22 protein-coding genes and 1 pseudogene are annotated in these 23,215 nt (G+C 69.1%); 4 read left to right on the top strand and 19 right to left on the bottom strand.

Annotated elements, in window-relative coordinates:
* Window positions 1–139: 139 nt before the first annotated feature.
* Window positions 140–1,357, top strand: a complete 1,218-nt coding sequence (locus tag TSO352_RS13445) for an MFS transporter (RefSeq protein ID WP_348770614.1) — start codon at window positions 140–142, stop codon at window positions 1,355–1,357.
* 33 nt (window positions 1,358–1,390) lie between these two features.
* On the opposite strand, the gene TSO352_RS13450 is transcribed toward TSO352_RS13445, so the two are convergent.
* The 9 genes from TSO352_RS13450 to TSO352_RS13490 all read right to left on the bottom strand — a co-directional run bounded on the left by TSO352_RS13450 (window position 1,391) and on the right by TSO352_RS13490 (window position 11,564).
* On the bottom strand, window positions 1,391–3,640 hold the full coding sequence (locus TSO352_RS13450; protein WP_199231594.1) for a cation:proton antiporter: 2,250 nt from the start codon (window positions 3,638–3,640) through the stop codon (window positions 1,391–1,393).
* 115 nt (window positions 3,641–3,755) lie between these two features.
* Window positions 3,756–4,856: a mechanosensitive ion channel domain-containing protein gene (locus TSO352_RS13455; protein WP_109107827.1), complete on the bottom strand. Its 1,101-nt coding sequence runs from the start codon at window positions 4,854–4,856 to the stop codon at window positions 3,756–3,758.
* Window positions 4,857–5,059: 203 nt separating this feature from the next.
* A complete protein-coding gene (locus TSO352_RS13460) occupies window positions 5,060–5,599 on the bottom strand; it encodes a MarR family transcriptional regulator (RefSeq protein WP_109107828.1) in 540 nt (179 codons plus the stop codon).
* Complete coding sequence (locus TSO352_RS13465) at window positions 5,596–7,125, bottom strand: nitrilase-related carbon-nitrogen hydrolase (RefSeq protein WP_109107829.1); 1,530 nt, start codon at window positions 7,123–7,125, stop codon at window positions 5,596–5,598. Before TSO352_RS13465 ends, TSO352_RS13460 begins: the two co-directional genes overlap by 4 nt.
* Window positions 7,126–7,131: 6 nt before the next feature.
* A complete protein-coding gene (locus TSO352_RS13470) occupies window positions 7,132–7,689 on the bottom strand; it encodes a cyclase dehydrase (protein ID WP_109107830.1) in 558 nt (185 codons plus the stop codon).
* A 9-nt stretch (window positions 7,690–7,698) separates the two neighbouring features.
* The gene (locus TSO352_RS13475; protein WP_109107831.1) at window positions 7,699–8,871 is read right to left on the bottom strand and encodes a zinc-dependent alcohol dehydrogenase; all 1,173 of its coding nucleotides are present in this window, start codon (window positions 8,869–8,871) and stop codon (window positions 7,699–7,701) included.
* Window positions 8,872–8,982: 111 nt separating this feature from the next.
* Window positions 8,983–9,603 (bottom strand): hemerythrin domain-containing protein, encoded by a 621-nt coding sequence (locus TSO352_RS13480; protein WP_109107832.1) that lies wholly within the window; start codon window positions 9,601–9,603, stop codon window positions 8,983–8,985.
* An 86-nt stretch (window positions 9,604–9,689) separates the two neighbouring features.
* Window positions 9,690–11,126, bottom strand: a complete 1,437-nt coding sequence (locus tag TSO352_RS13485) for a glycosyltransferase family 87 protein (protein WP_109107833.1) — start codon at window positions 11,124–11,126, stop codon at window positions 9,690–9,692.
* A 174-nt stretch (window positions 11,127–11,300) separates the two neighbouring features.
* Window positions 11,301–11,564: a hypothetical protein gene (locus tag TSO352_RS13490; RefSeq protein WP_247872080.1), complete on the bottom strand. Its 264-nt coding sequence runs from the start codon at window positions 11,562–11,564 to the stop codon at window positions 11,301–11,303.
* A gap of 206 nt (window positions 11,565–11,770) precedes the next feature.
* On the opposite strand from TSO352_RS13490, the gene TSO352_RS13495 reads away from it, so the two are divergent.
* On the top strand, window positions 11,771–12,358 hold the full coding sequence (locus TSO352_RS13495) for a DUF1003 domain-containing protein (protein ID WP_109107835.1): 588 nt from the start codon (window positions 11,771–11,773) through the stop codon (window positions 12,356–12,358).
* 176 nt (window positions 12,359–12,534) lie between these two features.
* A complete protein-coding gene (locus TSO352_RS13500; RefSeq protein ID WP_109107836.1) occupies window positions 12,535–13,152 on the top strand; it encodes a metal-dependent hydrolase in 618 nt (205 codons plus the stop codon).
* A 65-nt stretch (window positions 13,153–13,217) separates the two neighbouring features.
* On the opposite strand, the gene pyk is transcribed toward TSO352_RS13500, so the two are convergent.
* The 4 genes from pyk to TSO352_RS32960 form a co-directional block, all read right to left on the bottom strand.
* Window positions 13,218–14,717 carry a pyruvate kinase gene (gene pyk / locus TSO352_RS13505; protein ID WP_109107837.1) on the bottom strand — a complete coding sequence of 500 codons (1,500 nt, stop codon included), beginning with the start codon at window positions 14,715–14,717 and terminating at the stop codon, window positions 13,218–13,220.
* A 213-nt stretch (window positions 14,718–14,930) separates the two neighbouring features.
* On the bottom strand, window positions 14,931–15,191 hold the full coding sequence (locus TSO352_RS13510; protein WP_146210760.1) for a hypothetical protein: 261 nt from the start codon (window positions 15,189–15,191) through the stop codon (window positions 14,931–14,933).
* 13 nt (window positions 15,192–15,204) lie between these two features.
* Window positions 15,205–16,278 (bottom strand): aldose epimerase family protein, encoded by a 1,074-nt coding sequence (locus TSO352_RS13515; RefSeq protein WP_109107839.1) that lies wholly within the window; start codon window positions 16,276–16,278, stop codon window positions 15,205–15,207.
* Window positions 16,279–16,459: 181 nt separating this feature from the next.
* The gene (locus TSO352_RS32960; protein WP_146210761.1) at window positions 16,460–16,666 is read right to left on the bottom strand and encodes a hypothetical protein; all 207 of its coding nucleotides are present in this window, start codon (window positions 16,664–16,666) and stop codon (window positions 16,460–16,462) included.
* Window positions 16,667–16,822: 156 nt separating this feature from the next.
* Here TSO352_RS32960 and TSO352_RS33225 point away from each other — a divergent pair, with 156 nt between their 5' ends.
* Complete coding sequence (locus TSO352_RS33225) at window positions 16,823–16,990, top strand: hypothetical protein (protein ID WP_158284589.1); 168 nt, start codon at window positions 16,823–16,825, stop codon at window positions 16,988–16,990.
* A 22-nt stretch (window positions 16,991–17,012) separates the two neighbouring features.
* Here TSO352_RS33225 and TSO352_RS13520 read toward each other — a convergent pair whose 3' ends face one another.
* The 6 genes and pseudogenes from TSO352_RS13520 to TSO352_RS13545 all read right to left on the bottom strand — a co-directional run.
* Complete coding sequence (locus TSO352_RS13520) at window positions 17,013–17,672, bottom strand: HAD family hydrolase (protein ID WP_109107840.1); 660 nt, start codon at window positions 17,670–17,672, stop codon at window positions 17,013–17,015.
* Window positions 17,673–17,885: 213 nt separating this feature from the next.
* Window positions 17,886–19,988, bottom strand: coding sequence for a methyl-accepting chemotaxis protein (locus tag TSO352_RS13525; RefSeq protein WP_109107841.1), 2,103 nt, complete (start codon window positions 19,986–19,988; stop codon window positions 17,886–17,888).
* Window positions 19,989–20,198: 210 nt separating this feature from the next.
* Complete coding sequence (locus TSO352_RS13530; RefSeq protein ID WP_109107149.1) at window positions 20,199–21,482, bottom strand: MFS transporter; 1,284 nt, start codon at window positions 21,480–21,482, stop codon at window positions 20,199–20,201.
* 501 nt (window positions 21,483–21,983) lie between these two features.
* Entirely contained in the window at window positions 21,984–22,616 is a 633-nt protein-coding gene (eda, locus tag TSO352_RS13535; protein ID WP_109108314.1) for a bifunctional 4-hydroxy-2-oxoglutarate aldolase/2-dehydro-3-deoxy-phosphogluconate aldolase, read from the bottom strand.
* Between the two features lie 43 nt (window positions 22,617–22,659).
* On the bottom strand, window positions 22,660–22,905 hold the full coding sequence (locus TSO352_RS13540; protein WP_109107842.1) for a hypothetical protein: 246 nt from the start codon (window positions 22,903–22,905) through the stop codon (window positions 22,660–22,662).
* Between the two features lie 34 nt (window positions 22,906–22,939).
* Window positions 22,940–23,215, bottom strand: a pseudogene (locus TSO352_RS13545) (glyceraldehyde-3-phosphate dehydrogenase); the annotation flags it as partial.

A 23,215-nucleotide genomic window follows, 5' to 3' on the forward strand; every position in this document is an offset into this window, starting at 1 on the left:
TGTGATCTGCGGATCATACAATAGAAACAGCGCAGCCGGAGCCGACATGATGACTTCATCGATTGCGGCGGGTGAACGCGATGCGAGGCTGGTGAACGCGCGGCATCACGGGGTCAACCCCGGTGAGATTGCGATTGGCGTGATCATTGGCCGCACATCCGAGTTTTTTGACTTCTTCGTCTACGCCATTGCTTCGGTGATCGTGTTCCCGAAACTGGTGTTTCCCTACGTCGACCCGCTGACCGGAACGCTCTGGTCCTTCGCCATCTTCGCGCTGGCCTTCGTCGCGCGACCGATCGGCAGCTTCATCTTCATGGCGGTCGACCGCGCCCATGGCCGCAGCGTCAAGCTGACCATCGCCCTGTTCCTGCTCGGCGGGTCGACGGTGTCGCTGGCCTTCCTTCCGGGTTACGCCGACATCGGCGTGGCGTCGGCGTGGCTGCTGGCGCTGTCGCGCGTCGGCCAGGGCATCGCGCTCGGCGGCACCTGGGACGGTCTGGCCTCGCTGCTGGCGATGAACGCGCCGGAGAACCGCCGCGGCTGGTACGCGATGATCCCGCAGCTCGGCGCGCCGATCGGGCTGATGGTGGCGAGCGGGCTGTTCGCCTACTTCGTCGCCAGCCTGTCGGCGGAGGATTTCTTCAGCTGGGGCTGGCGCTACCCGTTCTTCGTCGCCTTCGCCATCAACGTCGTGGCGCTGTTCGCCCGCCTGCGGCTGGTGGTGACGCCGGAATTCACCCGGCTGTTCGAAAGCCGGGAGCTGCAGCCGGCCCCGGTGATGGACACGCTGCGGATGGAGGGCAAGCGGGTCGTCGTCGGCGCCTTCGCGCCGCTGGCCAGCTTCGCCCTGTTCCATATGGTCACCGTCTTCCCGCTGTCCTGGATCTTCCTGTTCACCAAGGAGGAAACCGCCTCCTTCCTGATCATCGAGTCGATCGCCGCGGTCTTCGGCATCGCCGCCATCTTCGCGTCGGGCTATGTCGCCGACCGGGTCGGGCGGCGCACCCTGCTGGGCAGCAGCGCCGCCGCCATCGCGGTGTTCAGCGGCTTCGCCCCGCAGCTGCTCGACGGCGGCAAGGTCGGCGAGCTGGTGTTCATGATCCTTGGCTTCGTGATCCTCGGCCTGTCCTTCGGGCAGTCCTCGGGGTCGGTCGCCTCCAGCTTCTCGCGCCACTACCGCTACACCGGTTCGGCGATGACCTCGGATCTGGCATGGCTGTTCGGCGCCGGCTTCGCCCCCTTCGTCGCCCTCATCCTGTCGAGCCATTTCGGGCTGATCGCGTCGGGCGCCTACCTGCTGTCGGGCGCGGTCTGCACCCTGGTGGCGCTGCGCCTGAACAAGACGCTGTCGTCGTAGCCGGGCACGACGCTCCTGTTCGTCGCCGCCACCTCAGGTGGCGACGAACAGGAGCGAGCGGTCGGCGTGCTCCAGCAGGGCGCCGGCCACGGCGCCGAAGGACAGCACCTCGTTGCCCTGTCGGCTGACCCCCATCACGACGAGCGTGTGTCCGCCGCGGCGGGCCTGCTCCATCACCGCGTCCTCGGCCGACAGGTCGGTGCGGGCGATGGTGCGGACCGAGCGGCCATAGCGCTCGGCGATTCCGGAGATCTCGTCCAGCGCCGCCTCGGCGTCGCGCCGGGCCTGCCGGTGGTTGCGGCGGGAGGCGCGGACCGCCGTCAGCCCGACATACAGCACGGTGACCGGCGCGTCGCCCGCACGGCCCAGCGCCAGCGCCACCTCGGCGGCGCGGCGGGACACCTCGGTGCCGCTGACCGCCACCAGTATGTCCAGGCGCCCGTCGACCGGCCGGTCCTGGTGCGTCCCGCGGGCCGACACCACGGCCAGCGGCCCGTCGAAACGGTTCGCCAGCTCCGACAGGCGGGCCGGCAGGTCGGCCACCGGCCGCGTCTCCTCCTCCGTCCCGACCATCAGCAGGTCGTAGCCCTTGGTCGCCTCGCTCTCGATGATGTCCTCGGCGGGCATGTCGGACGGGCGGGTCAGCACCTCGACCTCCGGCGACGGTTCGTCGGGCTTGGTGGTGCGCTCCTGCGTGGCTTCGACGCTGGCGAGGATCACCGCCTCATGCCCGGTGTCGGGGCTGTCGGTTTGGCGGGCATCGGCTTCGGTGGCGTCGGCCGCGGGAGCCGTCTCGGTGAGGCCGACCACCGTGACCGGCACGCCGCGCAGGCCGGCCAGCATGCCGGCCAGCCGGGCGGCGAGGCGGCCGGGCGGGGTTTCGTCGACCGCCAGCAGCACGCGCTCCACATTGGGGACGAAGCCCTTGGCCTCGAAGGCTTCGCGCTCCAGCCGTTCGCTCTCCTCCCGGCCCATCGGCAGGCGGCGCAGCGCCCAGCGCAGGGTCGGCGGCATCGCCAGCGTCGTCAGGATCGCCATGGTGACGATCATGGTGAAGAGTTCCTGGGTCAGCACCCCCATCGACAGGCCGATCGACGCGACGATCACCTCGGTCGAGCCGCGCGCGTTCATGCCGGTGGCGAGCGCCAGCGCCTCCCGCCGGTCGAGCCCGCCCATCCAGCCGCCGATGAAGGCGCCGGTGAACTTGCCGATGCTGGCGATCAGCACCAGCCCGGCGGTCAGGCCCAGCAGCATCGGGTCGGCCAGGATGGTCAGGTCGGCCTTCAGCCCGGCGACGCCGAAGAACACCGGCATGAACAGGGCGGTCGTCACCCCGCGGAACTGGTCGTCGATCCGCCGGGTGAGGATCGGCGAGGACCCCACCAGGATGCCGGCGACGAAGGCGCCCAGCACGGTGTGGACGCCGATGGCGTCGGTCGCCAGCGCCATCAGCCCCATGATGACCAGCACGGCGGACAGCACCGGCGCCTCGCTGACCAGGCTGTCGTTGGTCCAGCGGATCACCCGCGCGACCAGCCGGCGCCCGACCGTCAGGCTCAGCGCGATGAACGCCACGGTGCCCAGCACGCTTTCCGCCAGCGACGTCCATTCGAAGGTCGCCTGCGCCGCCAGCCCGAAGGTGATGGCGATGATCATCCAGCCGATGGTGTCGTCGATGATGGCCGACGCCAGGATGACCTGACCGACGTTGCGGCGGACGAAGTTCATCTCGCGCACCACCATGGCGACGATCTTCACCGACGAGATCGACAGCGCGGTTCCCAGGAACAGCGAGGCGATCAGCCGCTGGTCCGGGTTCGGCAGCATCGCATCGGGGATGAACTGCCCCAGCGCGAAGCCGCAGGCGAAGGGCACGAAGATGCCGGTCAGCGACACGCTGAAGGCCGCCCGCCGCACCCGGCGGATGAGCGACAGGTCGGTCTCCATGCCGGCCAGCAGCAGCAGAAGCAGGACGCCGATCTGCGACACCGCGTTCAACATGCCGGTCTGCGCCGGCGCGGAGGGGAACAGCGCGTGCTGGGCGCCGGGCCACAGGCTGCCCAACGCGGTGGGGCCCAGCAGGATTCCGGCGATCAGCGGCCCCATGACGGCAGGCTGGCCAATGCGCTGCATCACCTCGCCCAGCAGCCGGCCGGTCAGGATCAGCACGACGATCTGGGCGATCAGGATGGTTTCCGATGGCGCCGGCGATGCGCCGCCGGCCCCCGGCGCGGCCGCCAGCGCGACCGAAGCCGGCAGCAGCGCGGCCAGGAGGATGGCCACGCCCCTCATGCGGGTCCGCCAATGACGGCGGGAAGCGACGCGAATGGTGTGGAAAAGACCAGGGCCACGATCGGGAGACTCCGTGGTGGGCGACGGGCGGGGTGCTGGTAACGCCTCAGGCCTGCCCGTTGATCCGCTCCGGTTCCGGAAAGGACCGTTCCGCCGCCCGCTCCACCGTCGAACGGGCGACGTCCAGCCGTTCGCGCGGCAGCGAACCGGGGTAGCGCTCGGTCAGGAAGCGGATCATCTCCTCGCGCACCAGGCAGCGCAGGTCCCAGGCGGTGCCGGCGTCGGGGGCGCTGACCAGGGCGCGCAGTTCCATCGTGCGTTCCTTCAGGTCGGTGACCTGGAGGTTCCACACCCGCTTGTCCCACAGGCTGGTGCTGTCCAGCACCGCCCGCAGATGGTCGCGCAACGCCGGGATCGGCACCGAGTAATCGACGTACAGCATCACCGATCCCAGGATGTTCGGCGCGTCGCGGGTCCAGTTCTGGAACGGCTTCTCCAGGAAATAGCCCAGCGGCACGATCAGCCGGCGGTCGTCCCAGATGCGCACCACGACATAGGTCGAGGTGATCTCGTCGACATTGCCCCATTCCCCTTCGACGACCACGGAATCGCCGATGCGGATCGGTTGGGTCAGCGCGATCTGGATGCCGGCGATCAGGTTCGCGATGGTCGGCCGCGCGGCGATGCCGAGCACGATGCCGGCGACGCCGGCCGAGGCGAACAGGCTGATGCCGATGGTTCGCACCAGCGGCACCGTCATCAGCATGAAGCCCACCGTGAGCGCCATGATGGTCAGCAGCGCCAGCCGGCGGAACACCGTCAGCTTGGTGCGCCGGCGCCGCCATTCGGATCCGCTTTCGTTGGGGCCGCTGCGGTGCAGATAGGCGTCGAACACCGCCCCGACCTTGGCGGCGATGGTCCAGCCCAGCGCGCCGATGAAGCACATGCCGACGGCGCGCGCCACCATCTCCATCGCCGTGGCGGGCAGGGGCAGCGCCGGCACCGCGGCGAGCAGGACGGCGAAGGCGACGGCGAAACGGGTGGCGTGGCTGCCGCAGCGGACAACGCGGCTCAGCACCGGCGCGTTGTCCGGGCGGAACAGCCGTTGCAGGATGCGCAGCAGAATTTGATGGGCGGCGAGGGCCACGGCCATGGCAAACAGCGGGGCCGCGAAGGCGATCACCGTCGAGGAGGTCAGGAAATCCATCGGTTCCATCGGAAAAGGGACGCGATGCCCCTGGTGAACATGCGGGGGCGGGATTTGGTACGGGTGACTGTCCCGATGGGCTGCGATGCGCCCGGCCGGCATAGCGCCGGTGGCAGGACGTGCCGCCGCGGGCAGCGGGTGCCGTTCCGGAAGCGGTCAATCTTAAGACAGGTCTTACAATCGAAAGGGGGCCGTCCGGCGGTTCACCCGCCGCCAGCGTCCGGGGCGCGTGAGCCGTCCCCGTCTCCGGCCAGCGCGTTGACGGTCAGCCGCCCGGCCGGCCAGGAGCGGACGAGGCCGGCGGCGCGCAGTTCCGGCAGCGCCCGCGCCACCGCGTCGGACGACAGGCCGGTCGCGGCGACCAACTCCTGCCCGGTCAGCGGACCGCGCCGCAACGCCGCCAGCACGGCCGCCGCCGGCGTGCCGTCCCCGGCCAGCGTCGCCGCCGGGCGCGGCGGCCTGCGGCTGCGGGCAGCGGCGACCATCACCGCGATGGTGCGCAACTGGCCGAGCCGGTGCATCGCCTCGGCGCTCAACCCCTCGCGCAGGGCCAGCGCGGTGTGGCAACGGGCGGTCAGCCGGGCGATGACCTCCATCTCGTCGGTCCGGCCCTGAAGCGCCGCAGCCATCGCCTCCTGCGCCAGCGTGTCCAGCTCGGCGTCGGCCTCCCGCCAGCGGTCCTGCTCGATGGCGGCGAGCAGCCCGTCGGTCAGCGAGCGGATCGCGGCGTCGAAGCCGGTCATGCGTCGGATCCTTCTTCCGGCTCGGGGTCGGGCAGCGTCGGCCAGCGGTCCGGCTCCCAGCGGGCGTGGACATGGCCGGGGGAGGGGTCCTCCAGGTCCAGCGTCAGGCAGGCGATGTGCGGCGCGCTGGATTGGCTCGCCCGCGGCTGGAACAGCAGGGCGACACCGCAGTCGCGGATGATCGCCTCCTCCTGGCCGTTCCGGCGGCAATAGCGGTTGAAGCGGTGCGACAGCGCCATGCTGTTGGCGACGATCACCCGGCACCCGCCGGTGCGCGACGAGGCGCCGCCTTCGCGCGCCTGCCAGCGCTCGGTGGTCAGGCCGCTGTCCATCACCGGCGTCACCAGCCAGTCGACCATCATGCCCGACGTGATCCAGGCGCTGGGCTCCGTCCGTCCCAGATCCTCGCAGATGGCGACGGCGAGCCGGCCGAAATCGGGCAGCTCGACGATGGTGAAGCGGTCGCCGGTTGCGATGTCCTCCTTGGCGCAGTCGAGCAGCCGGCCGTTGCGGTCGCGCAGGTCGTAGGACCGGCATTGGTCGCTGTCGAGGTCCCAGCAATGCAGCTTGGTCTGGCGCGCGATCTCCTCCCCGCGGCGGTCGAGCAGCAGCGCGCGGTTGCGCGGCCGGCCGCCTTCGCTGTCGGCACCGTCGTCCTTGACGCCGACCAGCGCGTAGCGGATCGACCCGTCGACCGCCTGCCGGCGCAGGGCGTCCTTGATGGCGACCAGCGTGTCGGGGTGAACGGACACCTCGGGGAACAGAACGATGGTGGCGCCCCGCTCGGCCAGCGCCGCGATGGCGTCGGCGGCGCGTTGGCCCAGCGCGCGTGGGATGGGATCGTACCAATCCTCGCCGTCGCGGCGGAATTGTCGGATGGCGAGGTCGTCCTCCGCCTCGGCCAGCGGCACGACGCTGATCACCGGGGTCCAGTCGGGATCGGCCGGGGTCTGGTCGGCCGCCCCGGCGACGCGATGGTATTGCACGGCAATGCGGCGTTCGGGATCGCCGTCATGGCGGGCGCCGATGGTCAGGCTGGGCGGCACCACCAACAGGGTCTGGAACAGGTCGACCGGATCGAACGGGTCGGAATCGGCGGGCGGCGGCGCGGTCTCCCGGATGTTGAGCGCCCGTGCCAGCAGGCCGGGCCGCAGGATCAACTGCCCGTCGCCGGGATCGGCGTTGAAGCGGCTGTCGCGGTTGTAGCGCCGCAGCGCCTCGACCCGCGCACTGGCGAGGGGATGGTCGGTCGAGGACGGGGTGTCGTACCAGGAGGCGAGCGGCGCGAACCAGCGGTCGATTGCCTGCGCCGCCGCTAACGCGCGTTCCAGCGCGGCGTCGTCATCCCCCTCCGGCACCCAATGCGCCAGCGCCGCCGCACCGTCGCGCAGGCGCTCCGCCGCCTGGGCGGCGAGGCGGCCGGAGCGTTCGTGGTCGGCCTCCAGCCGCCCGGCCAGGGCGTGGACCGCCGCACGCCGCGTCTCCAGCCGCCGCCACAGCGTCATGAACAGGTCGGCCGGATGCATGGGAGGTCAGAACGCCCTGGAAGGCTGGGATGAAGCCTGGGATTGCCCCGCCGGCTGGAACTGGAGGATCTTCGGCGTCCGCATGTCGTCGCCGATCGGGGCGTCGCTCGCCGTGCCGCGCATGGCGTCGACCGGGCGGGCGAAGCCGCTGCGGTCGCCATAGTCCGGCGGCGGGCTCCAGGCCGCGGTTTCCTCCTGGTGGAGCTTCGCCGCGCAGACAAGGTCGAGCGCCGTGGCGGCCATCACCGCGCCCAGCGCGATGCGCGCGTTGCCCGCCCGCGGGTTGTCGTCCCCGACCGCGGACGCCAGGGTGGCGATGTCGACGGCGTCGCCGGCGACCCGGCCCCAGATCCACGGCTTCGGATCGCCCAGCGCCAGCAATCCGACGCCGGCGGTGATCTCGCGCAGGCCATAGGCGCGGATCAAGGCGGACTTGTCCTCCATGCCCATCCAGCGGGCAAGGCTGCGCCCCGCCACCAGTTCGGCGGCGCCGAGGCCGATGCTGAACCAGCCGAGGCCGCGGGCCATGCTGTCGGCGGGCGATGATCGGTCGTAAAGAGCCATGACGTCACCTCAGGGCTTGAGGACCACTTTGATGCAACCATCGCGCTTGTCGCGGAAGGTCTTGTACATCTCGGGTCCGTTTTCGAGGGGTTCGGTGTGGGTGATGACGAAGGACGGGTCGATCTGCCCGTCCTGGATGCGGTGCAGCAGGTCGTCGGTCCAGCGGTTGACGTGGGTCTGGCCCATGCGCCAGGTCAGCCCCTTGTTCATCGACATGCCGAACGGGATCTTGTCGACCAGCCCGCCATAGACACCCGGGATCGACAGCGTGCCGGCCGGGCGGCAGACATACATCATCTCGCGCAGGACGTGCGCCCGGTCGCTCTCCAGCATCAACGCCTGCTTGGCCCGGTCCATCATGCTGTCCAGCGTGGCGGTGGCGTGCGCCTCCATGCCGACGGCGTCGATGCACTTCTCCGGACCCTTGCCGCCGGTCAGCTCGTTCAGCCGTTCGACGACGCTCTCCTCTTCGAAATTGATGGTGATGGCGCCGCCGGCCTTGGCCATCGACAGGCGTTCCGCCACCCGGTCGATGGCGACGACCTGCTTGGCGCCCAGCAGCACGGCGCTGCGGATCGTCATCTGCCCGACCGGGCCGCAGCCCCAGATCGCCACGGTGTCGGTCGGCTGGATGTCGCACTGCGCCGCCGCCTGCCAGCCGGTGGGGAAGATGTCGCCCAGGAACAGCACCTGTTCGTCGGTCAACCCGTTGGGAACCTTGATGTGGGTGTGGTCGGCGAAGGGCACCCGCACATATTCGGCCTGCCCGCCGGCGTAGCCGCCGGTCAGGTGGGTGTAGCCGAATAGCCCGGCGGTGGTGTGGCCAAAGACCTTGTCGGCCAGCGCCTTGTTGCGGTTGGACCGTTCACAGACCGAGTAGTTGCCGCGTTTGCACTGGTCGCATTCGCCGCAGAAGATGGTGAAGGGGACCACCACCCGCTCGCCCACCTTCAGGGCGCCCTTGGCCTCGGCCCCGACCTCCATCACCTCGCCCATGAACTCATGGCCGACGATGTCGCCCTTTTCCATGCCCGGCATGAAGTGGTCATGCAGGTGCAGGTCCGACCCGCAGATGGCGCAGGTCGTCACCTTGACGATCGCGTCGCGTGGATGCTCGATCTGCGGATCCGGGACCGTGTCGCACCGGATGTCGTTGGCGCCGTGCCAGACCAAAGCTCTCATGGATGTTCCCCGCTGAATTGGCGTGACATGCAGGTTCGACAACAGGACCGGCGGACGGAGCGTTCCGCCGTCGCCGGATTCCGCCCATCGGGTCAGCGTCTTTCGCTGCGTTCAGAGGATGAGGGCCTTCTCGCGCGCGACGCTGCCGGACATCACCGCCGTCTCGCCCTGGTCCAGGGCGTTGCGCAGGGCGGGGAAGTCGATCTCCTCCTCCTGCCGGATGTGGCCCTGGACGATGCGCTTCAGTTCGTGGGCGACGGCGAGCCAGCGCGGGTCGTCCTTCGGCAGCCGTTCCAGTGTGAACAGGTGCATCTTCATCTCGGCGTGCTCGCCGTAGAGCTGCCTGGTGTCGTCCTGCTTGTGCGCCTGGTCGTGCAGCATCGGGTAGACGACGTCCTCCTCCGCCATGGCGTGCGCGGCGAGCCGCCGTTTCAGGCGAAGCAACAACTGGGTCCGCCGCATCGTCGCGTCGATCGGCGTCTGCACCATCTCGTTCAGCAGGGACTGGATGTGGCGGTGGTCGTTGATCAGCGCGTCGAAGGCGTCACGGCCGGACGACGCCCGCGCCGACCCGGCCATCTGCGCCACCACCGGCGGCAGAAGCCGGCTCGCCACCACAGCCAGCGCCGCCCCGCCCGCCATCATCGCCAACCCGCGCACGGACAGCCAGCCCATGCCGCGATCATCCGAATACCGCTCGCCTGAGTTCCGCACATCCGAATAGCGTGCCATGGCATGGCTCCTTCCTGCCGGTGAGGTCATCACGCCGACAACAGGCGCCGTCGCCCGGCGTTCCGACCCCTGCCCGGCAGGGCCGGCTACCGCGGCGCCCCCTTGCGCAGCGGTCCGGCGGTCGTCACCAGCAGGCCGAGCAGCGCGAGGCTGGTGAAGAACAGGTAGGATTGCAGGACGTTGAAGGTGGTGTCGGCCAACTGGCTGAGCGGCTGGAAGAAGTCGTTGCTGGCGATGGCGAACAGGACGCTCAGGATCAGCAGAAGACGCAGGCTGCGGCCGCGGTCCCGACCCGGCCCATCCCATCGCGCGCCATCCAGCAGGACGAACAGCAGGTAGGCGAAGGCCGGCAGCAGCACGCCGTAATGGGGCACCCACGAGATCGGCGAGCCCAGCGTGAAGCAGACCGCCGCCGCCAGGAAGGACGTCATGCGGTCGCGCTCGCCGCCACCGATCCGCCAGAGCAGGCCGAACAGCATGAAGGCCACGCCCGACGCCAGCGTCGCGACATGGACCAGCGGGTGGTAGGGGGCGAAGGCGCTGCCGCGCCACTCCGTGTCGTCGCCCATGGTGGACAGGTGGTTGGCGCCGTTGTGGAGCAGCCGGTTCAGCAGCCCGTTGACGGTCTGGTTGCTGTAGTAGCTCTCGCCATGCTGGCCGAGGAAAGCCAGGACGTCGAGATAGCGGATCGACGGGCCGAACCCGTACAGGGCGACCGCCGCCGCGAAGCCGGGGACCACCACCGCCACCCAGCCCAGCACCAGCCCCCATTCGCGGCGCAGCAGCGCCCACAGCACGAACAGCGACAACTGCGGCTTGATCAGCGTCGATCCGCCGAGCAGCGCGCCGGCCATCACGCGCCGGTTGCGGAAGAAGCACAGGCTGGCGAAGACGAAGGCCGCGTTCAGCCAAACCTGCATCTGCCCGACGGCGAAGGCCTTGACGATGGGATAGAAGCACAGGGTGGCGAGCACGCCGAGGCCGGCCAGCGCCCAGCGGGCGGTGGTGTCGCGCAGCGGCCGGTCCAGTCCCAGCCGCCCGGCCAGATCCAGCATCAGCAGCGCCATGCCGCCGGCCGTCGCGATCACCAGCAGCAGGTTGATCATGGCGTAGACGCGCAGGTGAAGCAGCCCCACCGCCGACAGCAGTTCCATCGGCAGCAGCGAGGTCAGGGGATACTGGAACTTCACATGCTGGGTGAAGAACACCGCGTCATAGACGTTCTCCGTTCCCTGCCGGCCCATCCCGTGGGTGTGCAGCCAGGTGAAGGCCGTCATCATCGGTTCCCAGGAATCGAGCGGCAGCCGTTCCGGCGACCCGGCGAAGATCAGCGTCAGGACGTCGAGGACGGTGGTCTCGTCCAGATTGGCGATGTCCAGGTATGGCCGGAACACGAAACCGAACAGGGTGTCGGCGCACAGGACGAACAGGAAGGCGATGGTGATCGACCACACCACGAACCGCTCGTCCGGCGCCGGATGTCCGCGCCTTGCACCGGCAACCACGATTCCCTCTGTTTCCATCGCGCATTCCCCCCGGGCTGTGTCCGACGTCGGCCGTTGTCCGCTCCCTTGTCGGGTGGTTCGGCCGAAGGTCTAGGACGCTACGCCAGGGGGTGTGTGCGGGGGAACATGCCTTGCCGGTGCTGGACCGGGGTAATGCCATTGAACGGCGCGGCCTTTCCGGCGCGGCGGCGCTCAGCCGGGCTTGCCGGCCTCCCGGTTGCGCGGGCGCTTGCCGGCGTCGGACTTGGGTGTCGGCGGGGCGGCGTGCTGGTCGGGCAGGTCGCGGCGCTGGCCGGTGTCCGCGCCGACGGTGACGGTGGTTTCCGGCCCGCCGCCGAGCGTGCCCGGCGTGTCGTCCGCCGTGCCGGTGGCAACCCCCATCCCCTGGCCGGCCCGGCCGGGGGTGATCGGCCCGCCGCCATAGGCACCGGCGTTCGGGGCGTCGGCGTTCGTCACCGGTTTCCCGCCCCCCTGCCTGTTTCGGTCATCGCGCTTGTCCTGATCGGCCATGCCGTCCTCCGGGTTGGGTGTGTCCTTCGGCCAACATCGCCGCCTTGCCGGAGTTCCGCCGTTCGCCGACGGGAACGCCGGTGAGCCGGCCCGGTTGTCAGTCGGCGGCGTGCCGCGACGGCCGCCGCCGAGACATCCCGACGGAGACGTCCTTGACGGCCCAACACCCCCCAGCCCCCGACGACGACGACCGCAGCGGCCGGACGCCGACCTATCCCCCGCCGCAGTCCCCCGGCCTCAGCGCCGTGCTGGAACGCAACATCCAGGCGCTCCAGTCCCGCCGGAAGCGGGAGGAGGTGGAGGCCACCTTCGAGACACGCATCGCCGAGGCGATCACCCGCTTCACCGGCAGCATGCGCTTCGTCTACCTGCATCTCGCGCTGTTCGGCGTCTGGATCATCGCCAACCTGGGCTGGATCCCCGGCATCCCCACCTGGGACCCGTCTTTCGTCATCCTGGCGATGATGGCCTCGGTCGAGGCGATCTTCCTGTCGACCTTCGTGCTGATCAGCCAGAACCGCATGGCCGAGGTATCGGACAAGCGCGCCGACCTCGACCTCCAGATCAGCCTGCTCGCCGAGCATGAGGTGACCCGGCTGGTGACGCTGGTGTCGTCGATCGCCGACCATCTGGGGGTCAAGAGCGAGGTCGACGCGGAGCTGGACGTGATCCGCCAGGACGTCGCCCCCGACGCGGTGCTGGACGAGATCGAGGCGAGCAAGACCAGGGACAAGCCGTAACGGCAACCCACCGTTGCCGGATGCATGGTCGTTATGCTTCCAGGGAATCCCTAAAGCGTTATGAATCATTGCTCTGGCGGCTGAGTGTGTCCTAGAGTCACGCTTCCAGGACTCGGACCCGGTGCCAGACGCCGTCCCGACGCAACCAGCTTCAGGCCCCGCGGTGACCGACGGTGATGGCGTCTTCTCACATAATCGTCGGTGGGGCGACCTGGTTCTACGTCTCGACCCGGTTCGGGGTGGCGTTCGACGTGGTGGCGTTCGGCGCCGCCATCGTCGGGTCGCTGGCGCCGGACATCGACCACCCGAAATCGACGCTGGGGCAACTGCTGCGGCCGTTGTCGTCGTGGATCTCACGGGTCTTCGGGCATCGCGGCGTCACCCACTCGGCGCTGGCCATCGCCGGCTGCCTGTGGGTTCTGCATGAATACACCGCCTACTCGCGCCTGCTGATCCCCTTCATCGTCGGCTACCTGACCCATCTCGGCGGCGACCTGCTGACGCCGGCCGGCCTGCCGCTGCTGTGGCCGATCAAGCGGCGGCGGAACTTCGCCCTGCCGATCCTGAAGACCGGCGGCTTTTCCGAGCAGTTGGCGGTGACGCTGCTGGCCGGGTGGATGATCTCCGGCCTGTTCGCCGGCGGTTGGCCGGAGTTCCCGCTGCAGCGCCCCTGGCGCTCCGTCGTCGCCGCGGCGCAGAGCTATCTGGGGGAGGCCGGGCCGGACAAGAGCATGCCGCCGCCCCCCGCTCGCAAACCGCCGGACAGCAGCCGGCCGAAGCCGCTCAAAGGATAGGGCGGTCCACCGCGAGCCTGCCGCCACTCGGCTCGCGGTGGACCGCTCTTCGACCGCTCGCCGTATCAGGCGTCGGCCAACTCGTTCGGTTGTTCGGCGCCGACCTCGCGGCGCGGCTCCTGGCGGCTCGGCGGCTCGACCCAGGCGATGCGCAGGACGTTGGTCGAACCCGGCATGCCGAAGGGGACGCCGGCGGTGATCACCAGCCGCTGGCCCTCGTCGGCCAGACCCTGGACGTAGGCCAGCCGCGCCGCCTTGTGCACCATGTCGGAGAAGCTCTGCACATCCTCCGTCCGCACCGCGTGGACGCCGTAGGCCAGGACCAGCCGGCGCGAGGCCGCGGCGCTGGCGGTCAGGCAGAGGATCGGCACCTCCGGCCGCTCGCGGGCGGCGCGCAGCGTGGTCGAACCCGACGTCGTGTAGGTGACGATCGCCGCCGCCTTGATGGTGTGGGCGACCTGACGCGCCGCCGCGGTGATGGCGTCGGCGGAGGTCTCCTCCGGATCGGCGTGCTGGGCGTCCATCATCGCGCGGTAGAGCGGATCGGTCTCCACCCGGCGGGCGATGCGGTCCATGATCGACACCGCTTCGACCGGGTAGTCGCCCGAGGCGGTCTCGGCCGACAGCATCACCGCGTCGGCGCCGTCGAACACGGCGGTCGCCACGTCCGACGCCTCGGCGCGGGTCGGGGCCGGGGCGCTGATCATCGATTCCAGCATCTGGGTCGCGACGATCACCGGCTTGCCGGTCAGGCGGGCGGCGCGGATGATGCGCTTCTGGATCGACGGCACGTCTTCCGGCGGCATCTCGACGCCGAGATCGCCGCGGGCGACCATGACGCCGTCCGACATCTCGACGATGCGGTCGAGATGCTGGATCGCCTGCGGCTTCTCCAGCTTCGACAGCAGGGCGGCGCGGCCGGCGACCAGCTTGCGCGCCTCGGCCACGTCTTCCGGCCGCTGGACGAAGCTCAGCGCCACCCAGTCCACCCCCTGGTCGAGGGCGAAGGTCAGGTCGGCGCGGTCCTTGGCGGTCAGCGGCGACAGCGGCAGCACCACGCCCGGCACGTTCACGCCCTTGCGGTCCGACAGCTTGGTGCCGGACACCACGACGGTGTCGGCGAAGTCGGCGCCGCAGGCGGTCACCCGCAGCCGGACCTTGCCGTCGTCGAGCAGCAACTCGGCGTCGGGCACCAGCGCGGCGAAGATCTCCGGATGGGGCATGCCGACGCGGGTGATGTCGCCGGGCTCCTTCGACAGGTCAAGCCGGAACGGCTGGCCGGCGGTCAGATGGATCGGGCCGTTGGCGAAGGTCGCCAGCCGCAGCTTCGGGCCCTGCAGGTCGGCCATGATGGCGATGGGGCGGCCGGTCTCTTCCTCCAGCGCGCGGATGGCGCGCACCCGCTCGCCGTGGTCGCTGTGGCTGCCGTGGCTGAAGTTCAGGCGGAAGACGTCGACCCCGGCCTCGAACAGCGTGCGGATCATCGCCGGCGTCGAGGAGGAGGGGCCGAGCGTGGCGACGATCTTCGTCTGCCGGTACCGGCGGATCGGTTTCATGGTGCTCATGTCGAAGCAGGCTCCGAAGAGGGAAGGGGGCGGCGCTGCGGCCTTCGTGTCCGGGGCGGGGGAGCGGCGCGGATCGCGGTCGTCCGGGCGCCGGGTAGCCCCGCATGGGATAAGCTGACGAAAATATACTAATATATTACCGTGAGGTGCAAGCGATGCCTGAGGCCGGCGTGCCGGCACGACACTTTGTCGCACCCCGCGGCGGCGTGTCCGTCAGCGGTCCGGCCGCCGCCCGGTCCTGCTTCGCAGCCGTCCCGGCAGCGGCGCGTCGGAGGAGTCCAACGCCAACAGGATGGGCAGGACGAGGCAGAGCGCACCGCCGGCGCTCATGCCGGCGACCCGCGCCCAACCATCCAGGGCGTGGTCGGCGACCAGCGCCAGCAGCGCCCCGGCGGCGAGCAGGCCCGCGTAGGTCAACGGGCCCAACCGCGGCCGACCCTGGAGCAGGGTCGGCGTGTGAAGGTGGCGTGCCATGGCCATTGCCGCCTCAGGCGACCCCGAATCCGTAGACGATCCGGCCGGTGTACCACTGGCCCGGCTTCAGGACGGTGGACGGGAAGCTGGGGATGTTGACGGCGTTCGGGAACTGCGACGGCTCCACGCAGAAGCCGCTGTGCTTCTGGTACAGCGTGCCGCCCTTGCCGACGTCGCGCGGGGTTTTCCCTTCCAGGAAATTGCCGGTGTAGACCTGCAGGCCCGGCTCGGTCGAGCTGACCTCCAGCGTACGGCCGCTGGCCGGGTGCAGGACCAGGGCGTGCGGCGCCAGCACGCCGGCCGGCTTGTCGATCACGAAATGCAGGTCGTAGCCATGGCCCAGCGCCAGCATGCGGTCCGGCAGTCCGATGCGGGCGCCAAAGGCGGTCGGGCTGCGGAAGTCGTGCGGCGTGCCCGCCACCGGCACCATCTCGCCGGTCGGCACGGCGTTGTCGCCGAGGGCCAGGTAGCGGTCGGACCGCACGGTGGCGACATGGTCGAGGATCGATGCCCCGCCGTCGCCCGAGAGGTTGAAGAAGGTGTGGTCGGTGAAGTTGGCGATGGTGGTCTTGTCGGCCGCCACCGCGGTCCAGCTGATGGTCAGCGCGTTGTCGTCGTCCACCGCATAGACCAGCCGCAGCGGCAGGGTGCCGGGGAAGCCCTCCTCGCCATCCTGGAAGACGTAGGTCAGTTCCAGGCTGGACTCGTCGATCTGCCGGGCGTCGAACACGCGGAAGCGCGAGCCGCGCTGGCCGCCATGCAGCGTGTTGGGCGGGCTGTTGACGCTGGCCTGATGCGCCACGCCGTCCAGCGTGAAGCGGCCCTGGTCGATGCGCCCGCAATAGCGGCCGATGAAGGAGCCCATCGAGGCCTGGCCGTTCATCACGCCGTCGATGCTGTCATAGCCCTGCACCACGTCGCCCAGCACGCCGTTGCGGTCGGGGACCAGGATCTGCTCGATCTTCGAGCCGTAGTTGGTGATCCGCACCACCATGCCCTTGCGGTTGCGCAGGGTGAACAGGTCGACGGGCTTGCCGTCGATGGTGGTTTGGAAATTCTCACGCTTGAGGTCAGCGTAGGTCGCCATAGTCCAGGCACCCCTGTTTGAAGATGTCAAAGTAAGCCGAGAAACAGCAGCCCCAGCATCACAACAACACGCAGGAGCAGCGCCGTTTCCAATGGGTCCGAGGTCATGGGTCGAGCCTCGCCGTGAAGTCGAGCCCATAATACTAATATATAAGTGAAGAATGCAAACGCACTCGGCACGCTCACCCGTCACTGGACAGTTTGCCGCAGATCGGCCGGAGCCGTGCCGCAGCGAGATCGGACAGCATCGCGCGGCCTTGTCCGCAATCGTTGCGGTGTTGAACTCTTGTCGTTGTCCACAAACCTCGAAAGCCAAACCCGCCATCGGCGCTTGTTTCAAAGTCGAACGTGTTCGGAGCGCTACGATCCTTTTCCGCAGTGTCGATCATGCACAGTCACAGCGCTGTGATGCAGTGCAACATCACCATGAAAGACATGCGCTTTGTGCGTGTTGCTTCCACAATGAGCGGTGGCAACATGGTCTTGCCGATGACGGCGCCTCCTCTGACGCCCGCTCATCGAACCTTTTTCCAGGAGCAAGAGCCATGATCACCCGTCATTCCTGCGCCCGCGCCGTGATTGCCGCCGGTTTCGCACTGGCCTCCCTGCTCGCGGTTGCCGCCAGTGCGGCCGTCAACCCGGCCCCGGCCCCGGCGAACGTCGCCGCGCCGGCGACCACCCAGATCGACAGCCAACTGTTCCTGTTCAACTGACCGTCCGGCGTGGTCCGCGGTCTCAGCCGCCAAGCACCGCCGCGATGGCGGCGTCGAGCGTGGTCAGGTCGGGGATGAGGTGGGTCCCGGACGGAAAGACGTTGTCGGCGCCCGGCCGGAGAATGCCGATGAAGCGCAGCCCGTTGCTGTCGGCCGCTTCCAGGTCGGTCAGCGCGTCGCCGACGAACACCGCCCGGTCGGTGTCAAGGCGATGGCGGGCGACCAGATCGGCGACGACATCGCGCTTGTGGCGCGGGCTGCCGGCGGTTTCGGTGAACAACGGTGTCCAGCCGCGCCGGTCGATGATCCGCCGCAACTCCGTTTCCGGCGTGCCGGAGGCGACGAACAGCGGGCGCGTGGCGGCATGGCGGCGGATGAAGTCGAGCGCGCCCGGCACCTCCGGGCAGCTCGACACCGCATCCTCGACCATGGTGCCGAAGCGGTCGGCCAGCGCGCGCACCCGCGCCTCGTCCGGCGGAAGGCCGAGCAGCACCTGGTCGAAATGACGGAGCTTGTGCTCGCGCGGCAGGCCGCCGTTGCGGTTGTAGAAAGTGGTGATGGCCTCGGCCACCGCCGGGCCGTGCCCGCGGTACAGCTCGAGGAAGGCATCGATCTTGATGCGGTTGGAGTCGACGATCACGCCGTCGAAATCGAACAGGACCGCATGGCAGGGCAACGTCATGACGAGGTCCCGTCCCGTTGGCAATTGAGACTCCGGAAAAGGGAGCCGCCGGCTTTCGACCGGCGGCGCTCAAGTCCAAGAGGAACGTCCAACACGGTGCGCCGTTGGCTGATCATGGCGCACCGGGCAGCACGGTTGGCAGGATACTAGTATCCCAGAGCTGTTTGGAAGCCCGTTCGATGGTCATCGGCCGAAGGTCCAATGCCGCCGCCCTCACGCTGCCCGGACGGAGGTGATGAAGCTCGACACCTCGCCCCGCAGCATTTCCGCCTCCCTCGCCAGACTGCTGGCGGCGTCGAGGACGTCGGACGCCGCCGATCCGGTCTCCAGCACGGCGCGGTTGACGCCGACGATGTTCGACGACACCTCGCTGGTGCCGCGGGCGGCCTCGGTGACGTTGCCGGCGATGTCGCGGGTGGCGGCGCCCTGTTCCTCGATGGCGGCGGCGATCGCGGTGGTGATCTCGCTGATCTGGCCGATGGTCAGGCTGATGCCCTGGATGGCGCCCTGGGCACCGTTGGTGGCCTGCTGGATTTCCTTCACCTTGGTCTGGATCTCGTCGGTGGCGCGGGCGGTCTGGGAAGCCAGCGCCTTCACCTCGCCGGCGACCACGGCGAAGCCCTTGCCGGCCTCTCCGGCCCGGGCCGCCTCGATGGTGGCGTTCAACGCCAGCAGGTTGGTCTGGCCGGCGATCGAGTTGATCATCTCCATGACGTGGCCGATCTGCTCCGCCGCGTCCACCAGGGTCCGCATGGTGGTGTCGGTCCGCTTGGCCTGCGTCACCGCTTCGCCGGAAATCCGGGTCGAGGCGGCAACCTGACGGCCGATCTCCAGGATGGAGGCCGACAGCTCTTCCGTCGCGGAGGCGACGGTCTGCACGTTGACCGACGCCTGTTCGGACGCCGCGGCGACGGCGGTCGCCTGCTCGCTGGCCTGGGCGGCGGTGGCCGACATGGCGTCGGCGGTGCCGCGCATCTCGGTCGCGGCCGAGGCGACGGTCTCGACGATGTGCATCGCCTTGGCGTCGAAGGCGTGCATCAGGGTTTCCAGCTGGGCGGCCCGCTGTTCCTTCGCCGCCCGGTCCTGCGCCTGTTCGGCGGCCAGACGGTCGGCGGTGATCATGCTGTCGCGGAACACGGTGACGGCGGTGGCCATGCCGCCGATCTCGTCGCTGCGGCCCAGTCCGGGGATCGCCACCCCCAGGTCGTGCTGGGCCAGACGGCGCATCGCGTCGGTCATGGCGCGGATCGGGCCGCTCACCCGCCGTTGGGCGATGACCAGTCCGGCGATGGTCAAGCCGATCGCGGCGAGCACCAGCAGGCCGGCGATGATGGCGTCGTTCGTCGCCCGCGCCCGCTGCTCGTCCGACCGGGACACCATCTGCTCGACCGCGGCCAGCGCCGCGTCGACGATGTAGCCCTGGCTGGCGGTGTCCTGCTGCCGCAGGGTGCCGATCTCCACCGGGGGCTTGCGACCCTCGGCCAGGGCGGCCAGGACGGCCTTGCGCTGATCGACCAGCGGACCTTCGAAATTGACCTTGGCCTTCTCCACCGCATCGCGGATCGTCGCGGGGATCCCGGCGCCGGCCGCCGCTTCGGTCACCACCGACCAGGCCTGGGCGGTGCGGCCGACGGCTTCGGCGACCGCCAGGGCGTCGGCCGGCGTCCAGGCCTGCCCCGTCGCCACGGCGGTCTGGATGCGCAGGGCCATGCCGCCGGCGTTCAGCCGGGTGTTCCAGGCCGCGCGCTTGATCGCCAGCATGTTGTCGACCGCCGGGTCGACCAGCTTCAGCGAGGCGTCGAGCAGGTCGGTGGCGGCGGTCAGCGCATCCAGATAGGCGACCGGCACCACCGCCCAATCCTTGGCCACCGCCGGGTCGCGGGCGGATTTCGGCTGGCGCGAGGCGGCATCGGCCTTGAGCCGGGTGGCGACCAGCGCATCGTGGGCGGTGCGGAGCCGGTCGGCCGCCGCGGGAACGCCCGGCAGCGGCAACTCGGCCAGCTTGGCGGCGACCGCGGCGTAGCCGGCTTCGGCGATCTGCCGGTTGGTGGCGATCTGGCGCTCGTCGGCGTCCTTGATCACGTCGTCCGCACCAAGAGCCGGAGCGACGATGCCGCGCTCCAGCCGGATGGCCAGCAGCGTGCGGAGCAGGTCACGGCTCGTCTCGCTGAGCGTGGCGACCTTTCGGGCGCTGCGCGTCCGGTCCACGACATCGACCAACGTGTAGGTGCTGGTCGAGATCAGCAGCAGACCCAGGGCGGCGATGACGAGCCCGAGTGTGGCACGGATCGAAAGCCGCGAAAACAGCATGGCCATAGTCGGCTCCTTGGTGCGGTTGTGATGGGGTGATCCGGTGCGGGACGGCCGTCTCCCCGCAGGTCGAAACGGTCCACGCTACCGGTCGATCGTTTTAGGAAAAGTGGAAGTTCGTTGCGGAGCGACCCGTATTGACGATTGGTTTCTAAGGCGGAATGCCCCCCGGGCGGATGCCTGGGGGGCGGGCAGGCGCAGACGTGGCGAGGGAGTTCAATCGGCGGCGGCGTCGGCGGTGGCGTGAGCGATGGCGGCGGTCTTGCCACGCTGGCCGAGGACGAGGGCGATGATGGCGAAGGCGGTGAGGTCGAAGACGGAGAGGCAGGCGAACAGCGGCTCGTAGCCGATGGTGCTGGCGAGCTGGCCGATGATCAGGGAGAAGATCATGCCGCCCATGTAGCCGGCCATGCCGCCGAAGCCGGTGGCGGTGGCGACGTCCTGCTTCTCGAAGCTGTCGGTCACCAGGGCGTAGAGCAGGCTGGACAGCATCTGGTGGGCGAAGGCGCCGAGCGAGAACAGGAAGATCGCGGTGATCGGGCTGGAGACGAGGCCGATCAGCGCCGGGCCGATCATGCACACCGCACCGACGCCGACGCCGGCGATGCGCGAGTTGACCAGCGTCATCTTGAACCGCTTGGCGAAGAAGGGCGACAGGTAGCCGCTGAGGATGCAGCCGAGGTCACCGAACAGGAAGGGCAGCCAGGCGAACAGCGCGAACTGCTTGATGTCCATGCCGCGGGTCGAAACCATGTACAGCGGGATCCAGAAGCTGAAGGTCTGCCACGCCGGCTCGGTCAGGAAGCGGGCGGCGGCGATGCTCCAGAACTTGCCCTTGCCGAGCACGCGCTTGACCGAGGGCTTGGGCAGCTCGACATGCTCGCGGCCTTCCAGGATGTAGCTGTGCTCCTCCTTGGTCAGGCGCGGATGGTTTTCCGGGTTGCGGTAGAGCATGACCCACAGCAGCGACATGCCGACGCCGAGCAGGCCGGTGATGATGAAGGCGACCTGCCAGCTGTAGGCGAGCGACAGCCAGATGACGAAGGGCGGGGCGACCATGGCGCCGATCGAGCTGCCGGTGTTGAACCAGCCGGTGGCGATGGAGCGTTCGCGGGCGGGGAACCACAGGGTGGAGGTCTTGACGCCCGACGGCATGGCGGCGGCCTCGCTGATGCCGAGCAGGCCGCGGAAGAAGGCCATCGACTGCCAGCTGCCGGCCAGCGCGTGCAGCGCGGCGGCCACCCCCCAGACGAAGGCGAACATGGCGTAGCCGAACTTCAGGCCGATCAGGTCGGTGATGTAGCCGGCGATCGGCTGCATCAGGCTGTAGCAGAGCTGAAAGGCGCTGACGACGAAGGAATACTGTTCGGTGGTGAAGTGCAGCTGTTCCTTGAGCTGCGGCGCCAGGATGCCCAGCGTGTTGCGGTCGATGTAGTTGACCACGGTGCCAAGCATCATCAGGGCCAGGATTTGCCAGCGCAAACCACGGAGCGTCTTCATGTCTTCCTCACTTGCCTGCACAAGGCGGCAGGCGTCGGTGCGCACGCACAGGCCCTGGGCAACCATTCCATGGGGATGGTCCGCTGCGGCCGATCGGCGCTGGTCGTTGGGGTCGTCCCGCCCGGGATCGCTTCCAGACCACGACGCGTCTTGAGAGCAAAAAGAGTTATATTAATATATCACATATAAGGGCGCGGTGGACGCAACAGGACATTGTGCCCCGCCTCGTCGCAATGGAGAGTGGCTCTGTCGAGTTTAAGCGGCTTTAAAATACCGAGCCGATGACGCTGCCGCGCGCGGGTCGGTCTGGTGTCGTTGACGTCTGTGGTCGTGTCGTGACGTGGAAGGTCGGTGTCCTCGGGCAGGGCTGATGCTGTCTAGAAAACATACCCGAGTGTGTCGGAACAATGATCTGCATCAAACCCGCGCCGGGGAGAAAAAAGGCGCCGTCCGGAAGGACGGCGCCCGATCATGCCGGCAAGGCGGACTCCCGGAAGGGCGTCACACCGTCAGTGCGGAGGCCTCGCGGGCCAGCCGTTCGATGTCGCCCCAGCGCTTGTCCCGGACGACGTCCGCCGGGGTCAGCCACGTCCCGCCGAGGGCGAAGACGTTGGGGAGCGACAGGATTTCCTTCACGTTCTCCGCCTTGATGCCGCCCGTCGGGCAGAAGCGGATCTCCGGCAGCAGCGGCACCATGCCACGCAGGGCCGGGGCGCCGCCGTTCAGCATGGCCGGGAAGAACTTCAGCTCGCGGAAGCCGTGTTCCGCGGCGATCAGCGCCTCGGACACCGTGGCGATGCCCGGCAGGTAGGGCAGGCCGGTGGCCTTCGCCGCCTCGGCCAGACAGTCGGTCAGGCCGGGGCTGACCAGGAAACGGGCGCCGGCGTCGCGGGCCTGGGCGAAATGCTCCGGCTTGGTCAGGGTGCCGAGCCCGACCAGGGCGCCGGGCACCTGCGCGGCGATGGCCTCGGCGCAGGCGAGCGCCGCCGGGGTGCGCATGGTCACCTCCAGCGTGGTCAGGCCACCGGCGACCAGCGCCTGGGCCAGCGGCACCGCGGTCCGGACGTCGTCGAGCACCAGAACCGGGACGATGCGCGGCCCCGACAGGGTGGGTTCGAGAAGCGGCAAGGACATGGAATTCATTCTCCGGTAAAAGGGCCCCCGCGATCCGGCCGGATCAGCGGTCGCCCAACTCGTGCTCGATCTCGACGACCAGCCGTTCGGCGCATTGCAGCGCCTGCTGGCGGTCGGTCGCGGTCATGCCCTGCATCGGGTCGGAACTGGCCGGAAAGGAGTCCGAGCGGCACAGACGGCGGCCCGAGGCGCAGACCATCACTTCGTAGTGACGGCTGTCCTCGTTGAACAGGCACTCGGACTCGAAGCCCTTGGCATCGGTTTCGGTCCACATGATCGTCTTGCTCATCGCTCGGCTCCTCATCGGGCTGGTGGTGGGCGGCTTACTTCGCGTTCGCCATGGCGACGGCGGTGTCGCTCATGCGGTTGGAGAAGCCCCACTCATTATCATACCAAGTCATGATGCGGACAAAGTTGCCGTCGATCACCTTGGTTTCGTTCAGCGCGAAGGTGGAGCTGTGCGGGTCGTGGTTGAAGTCGCTCGACACCAGCTCTTCGCTGTAGCAGGCCAGCACGCCCTTCAGCGGGCCGTTGGCGGCGTCGGAGATCGCCTTGGTGATCTCCTCGACCGAGGTGGCGCGCTTGGCGGTGAACTTGAA

The organism is Azospirillum sp. TSO35-2, from assembly GCF_003116095.1.
In the GTDB taxonomy this organism is placed as follows: domain Bacteria; phylum Pseudomonadota; class Alphaproteobacteria; order Azospirillales; family Azospirillaceae; genus Azospirillum.

Coding starts and splice junctions, on each gene's coding strand:
- TSO352_RS13465 (WP_109107829.1), bottom strand. CDS start 7,125: ATGCATCCGGCCGACCTGTTCATGACGCTGTGGCGGCGGCTGGAGACG.
- TSO352_RS13520 (WP_109107840.1), bottom strand. CDS start 17,672: ATGACGTTGCCCTGCCATGCGGTCCTGTTCGATTTCGACGGCGTGATC.
- TSO352_RS13500 (WP_109107836.1), top strand. CDS start 12,535: ATGGCGTCTTCTCACATAATCGTCGGTGGGGCGACCTGGTTCTACGTC.
- eda (WP_109108314.1), bottom strand. CDS start 22,616: ATGTCCTTGCCGCTTCTCGAACCCACCCTGTCGGGGCCGCGCATCGTC.
- TSO352_RS13515 (WP_109107839.1), bottom strand. CDS start 16,278: ATGGCGACCTACGCTGACCTCAAGCGTGAGAATTTCCAAACCACCATC.
- TSO352_RS33225 (WP_158284589.1), top strand. CDS start 16,823: ATGATCACCCGTCATTCCTGCGCCCGCGCCGTGATTGCCGCCGGTTTC.
- TSO352_RS13455 (WP_109107827.1), bottom strand. CDS start 4,856: ATGGATTTCCTGACCTCCTCGACGGTGATCGCCTTCGCGGCCCCGCTG.
- TSO352_RS13525 (WP_109107841.1), bottom strand. CDS start 19,988: ATGGCCATGCTGTTTTCGCGGCTTTCGATCCGTGCCACACTCGGGCTC.
- TSO352_RS13485 (WP_109107833.1), bottom strand. CDS start 11,126: ATGGAAACAGAGGGAATCGTGGTTGCCGGTGCAAGGCGCGGACATCCG.
- TSO352_RS13480 (WP_109107832.1), bottom strand. CDS start 9,603: ATGGCACGCTATTCGGATGTGCGGAACTCAGGCGAGCGGTATTCGGAT.
- TSO352_RS13475 (WP_109107831.1), bottom strand. CDS start 8,871: ATGAGAGCTTTGGTCTGGCACGGCGCCAACGACATCCGGTGCGACACG.
- TSO352_RS13540 (WP_109107842.1), bottom strand. CDS start 22,905: ATGAGCAAGACGATCATGTGGACCGAAACCGATGCCAAGGGCTTCGAG.
- TSO352_RS13470 (WP_109107830.1), bottom strand. CDS start 7,689: ATGGCTCTTTACGACCGATCATCGCCCGCCGACAGCATGGCCCGCGGC.
- TSO352_RS13460 (WP_109107828.1), bottom strand. CDS start 5,599: ATGACCGGCTTCGACGCCGCGATCCGCTCGCTGACCGACGGGCTGCTC.
- TSO352_RS32960 (WP_146210761.1), bottom strand. CDS start 16,666: ATGATCGACACTGCGGAAAAGGATCGTAGCGCTCCGAACACGTTCGAC.
- TSO352_RS13510 (WP_146210760.1), bottom strand. CDS start 15,191: ATGGCACGCCACCTTCACACGCCGACCCTGCTCCAGGGTCGGCCGCGG.
- pyk (WP_109107837.1), bottom strand. CDS start 14,717: ATGAGCACCATGAAACCGATCCGCCGGTACCGGCAGACGAAGATCGTC.
- TSO352_RS13530 (WP_109107149.1), bottom strand. CDS start 21,482: ATGAAGACGCTCCGTGGTTTGCGCTGGCAAATCCTGGCCCTGATGATG.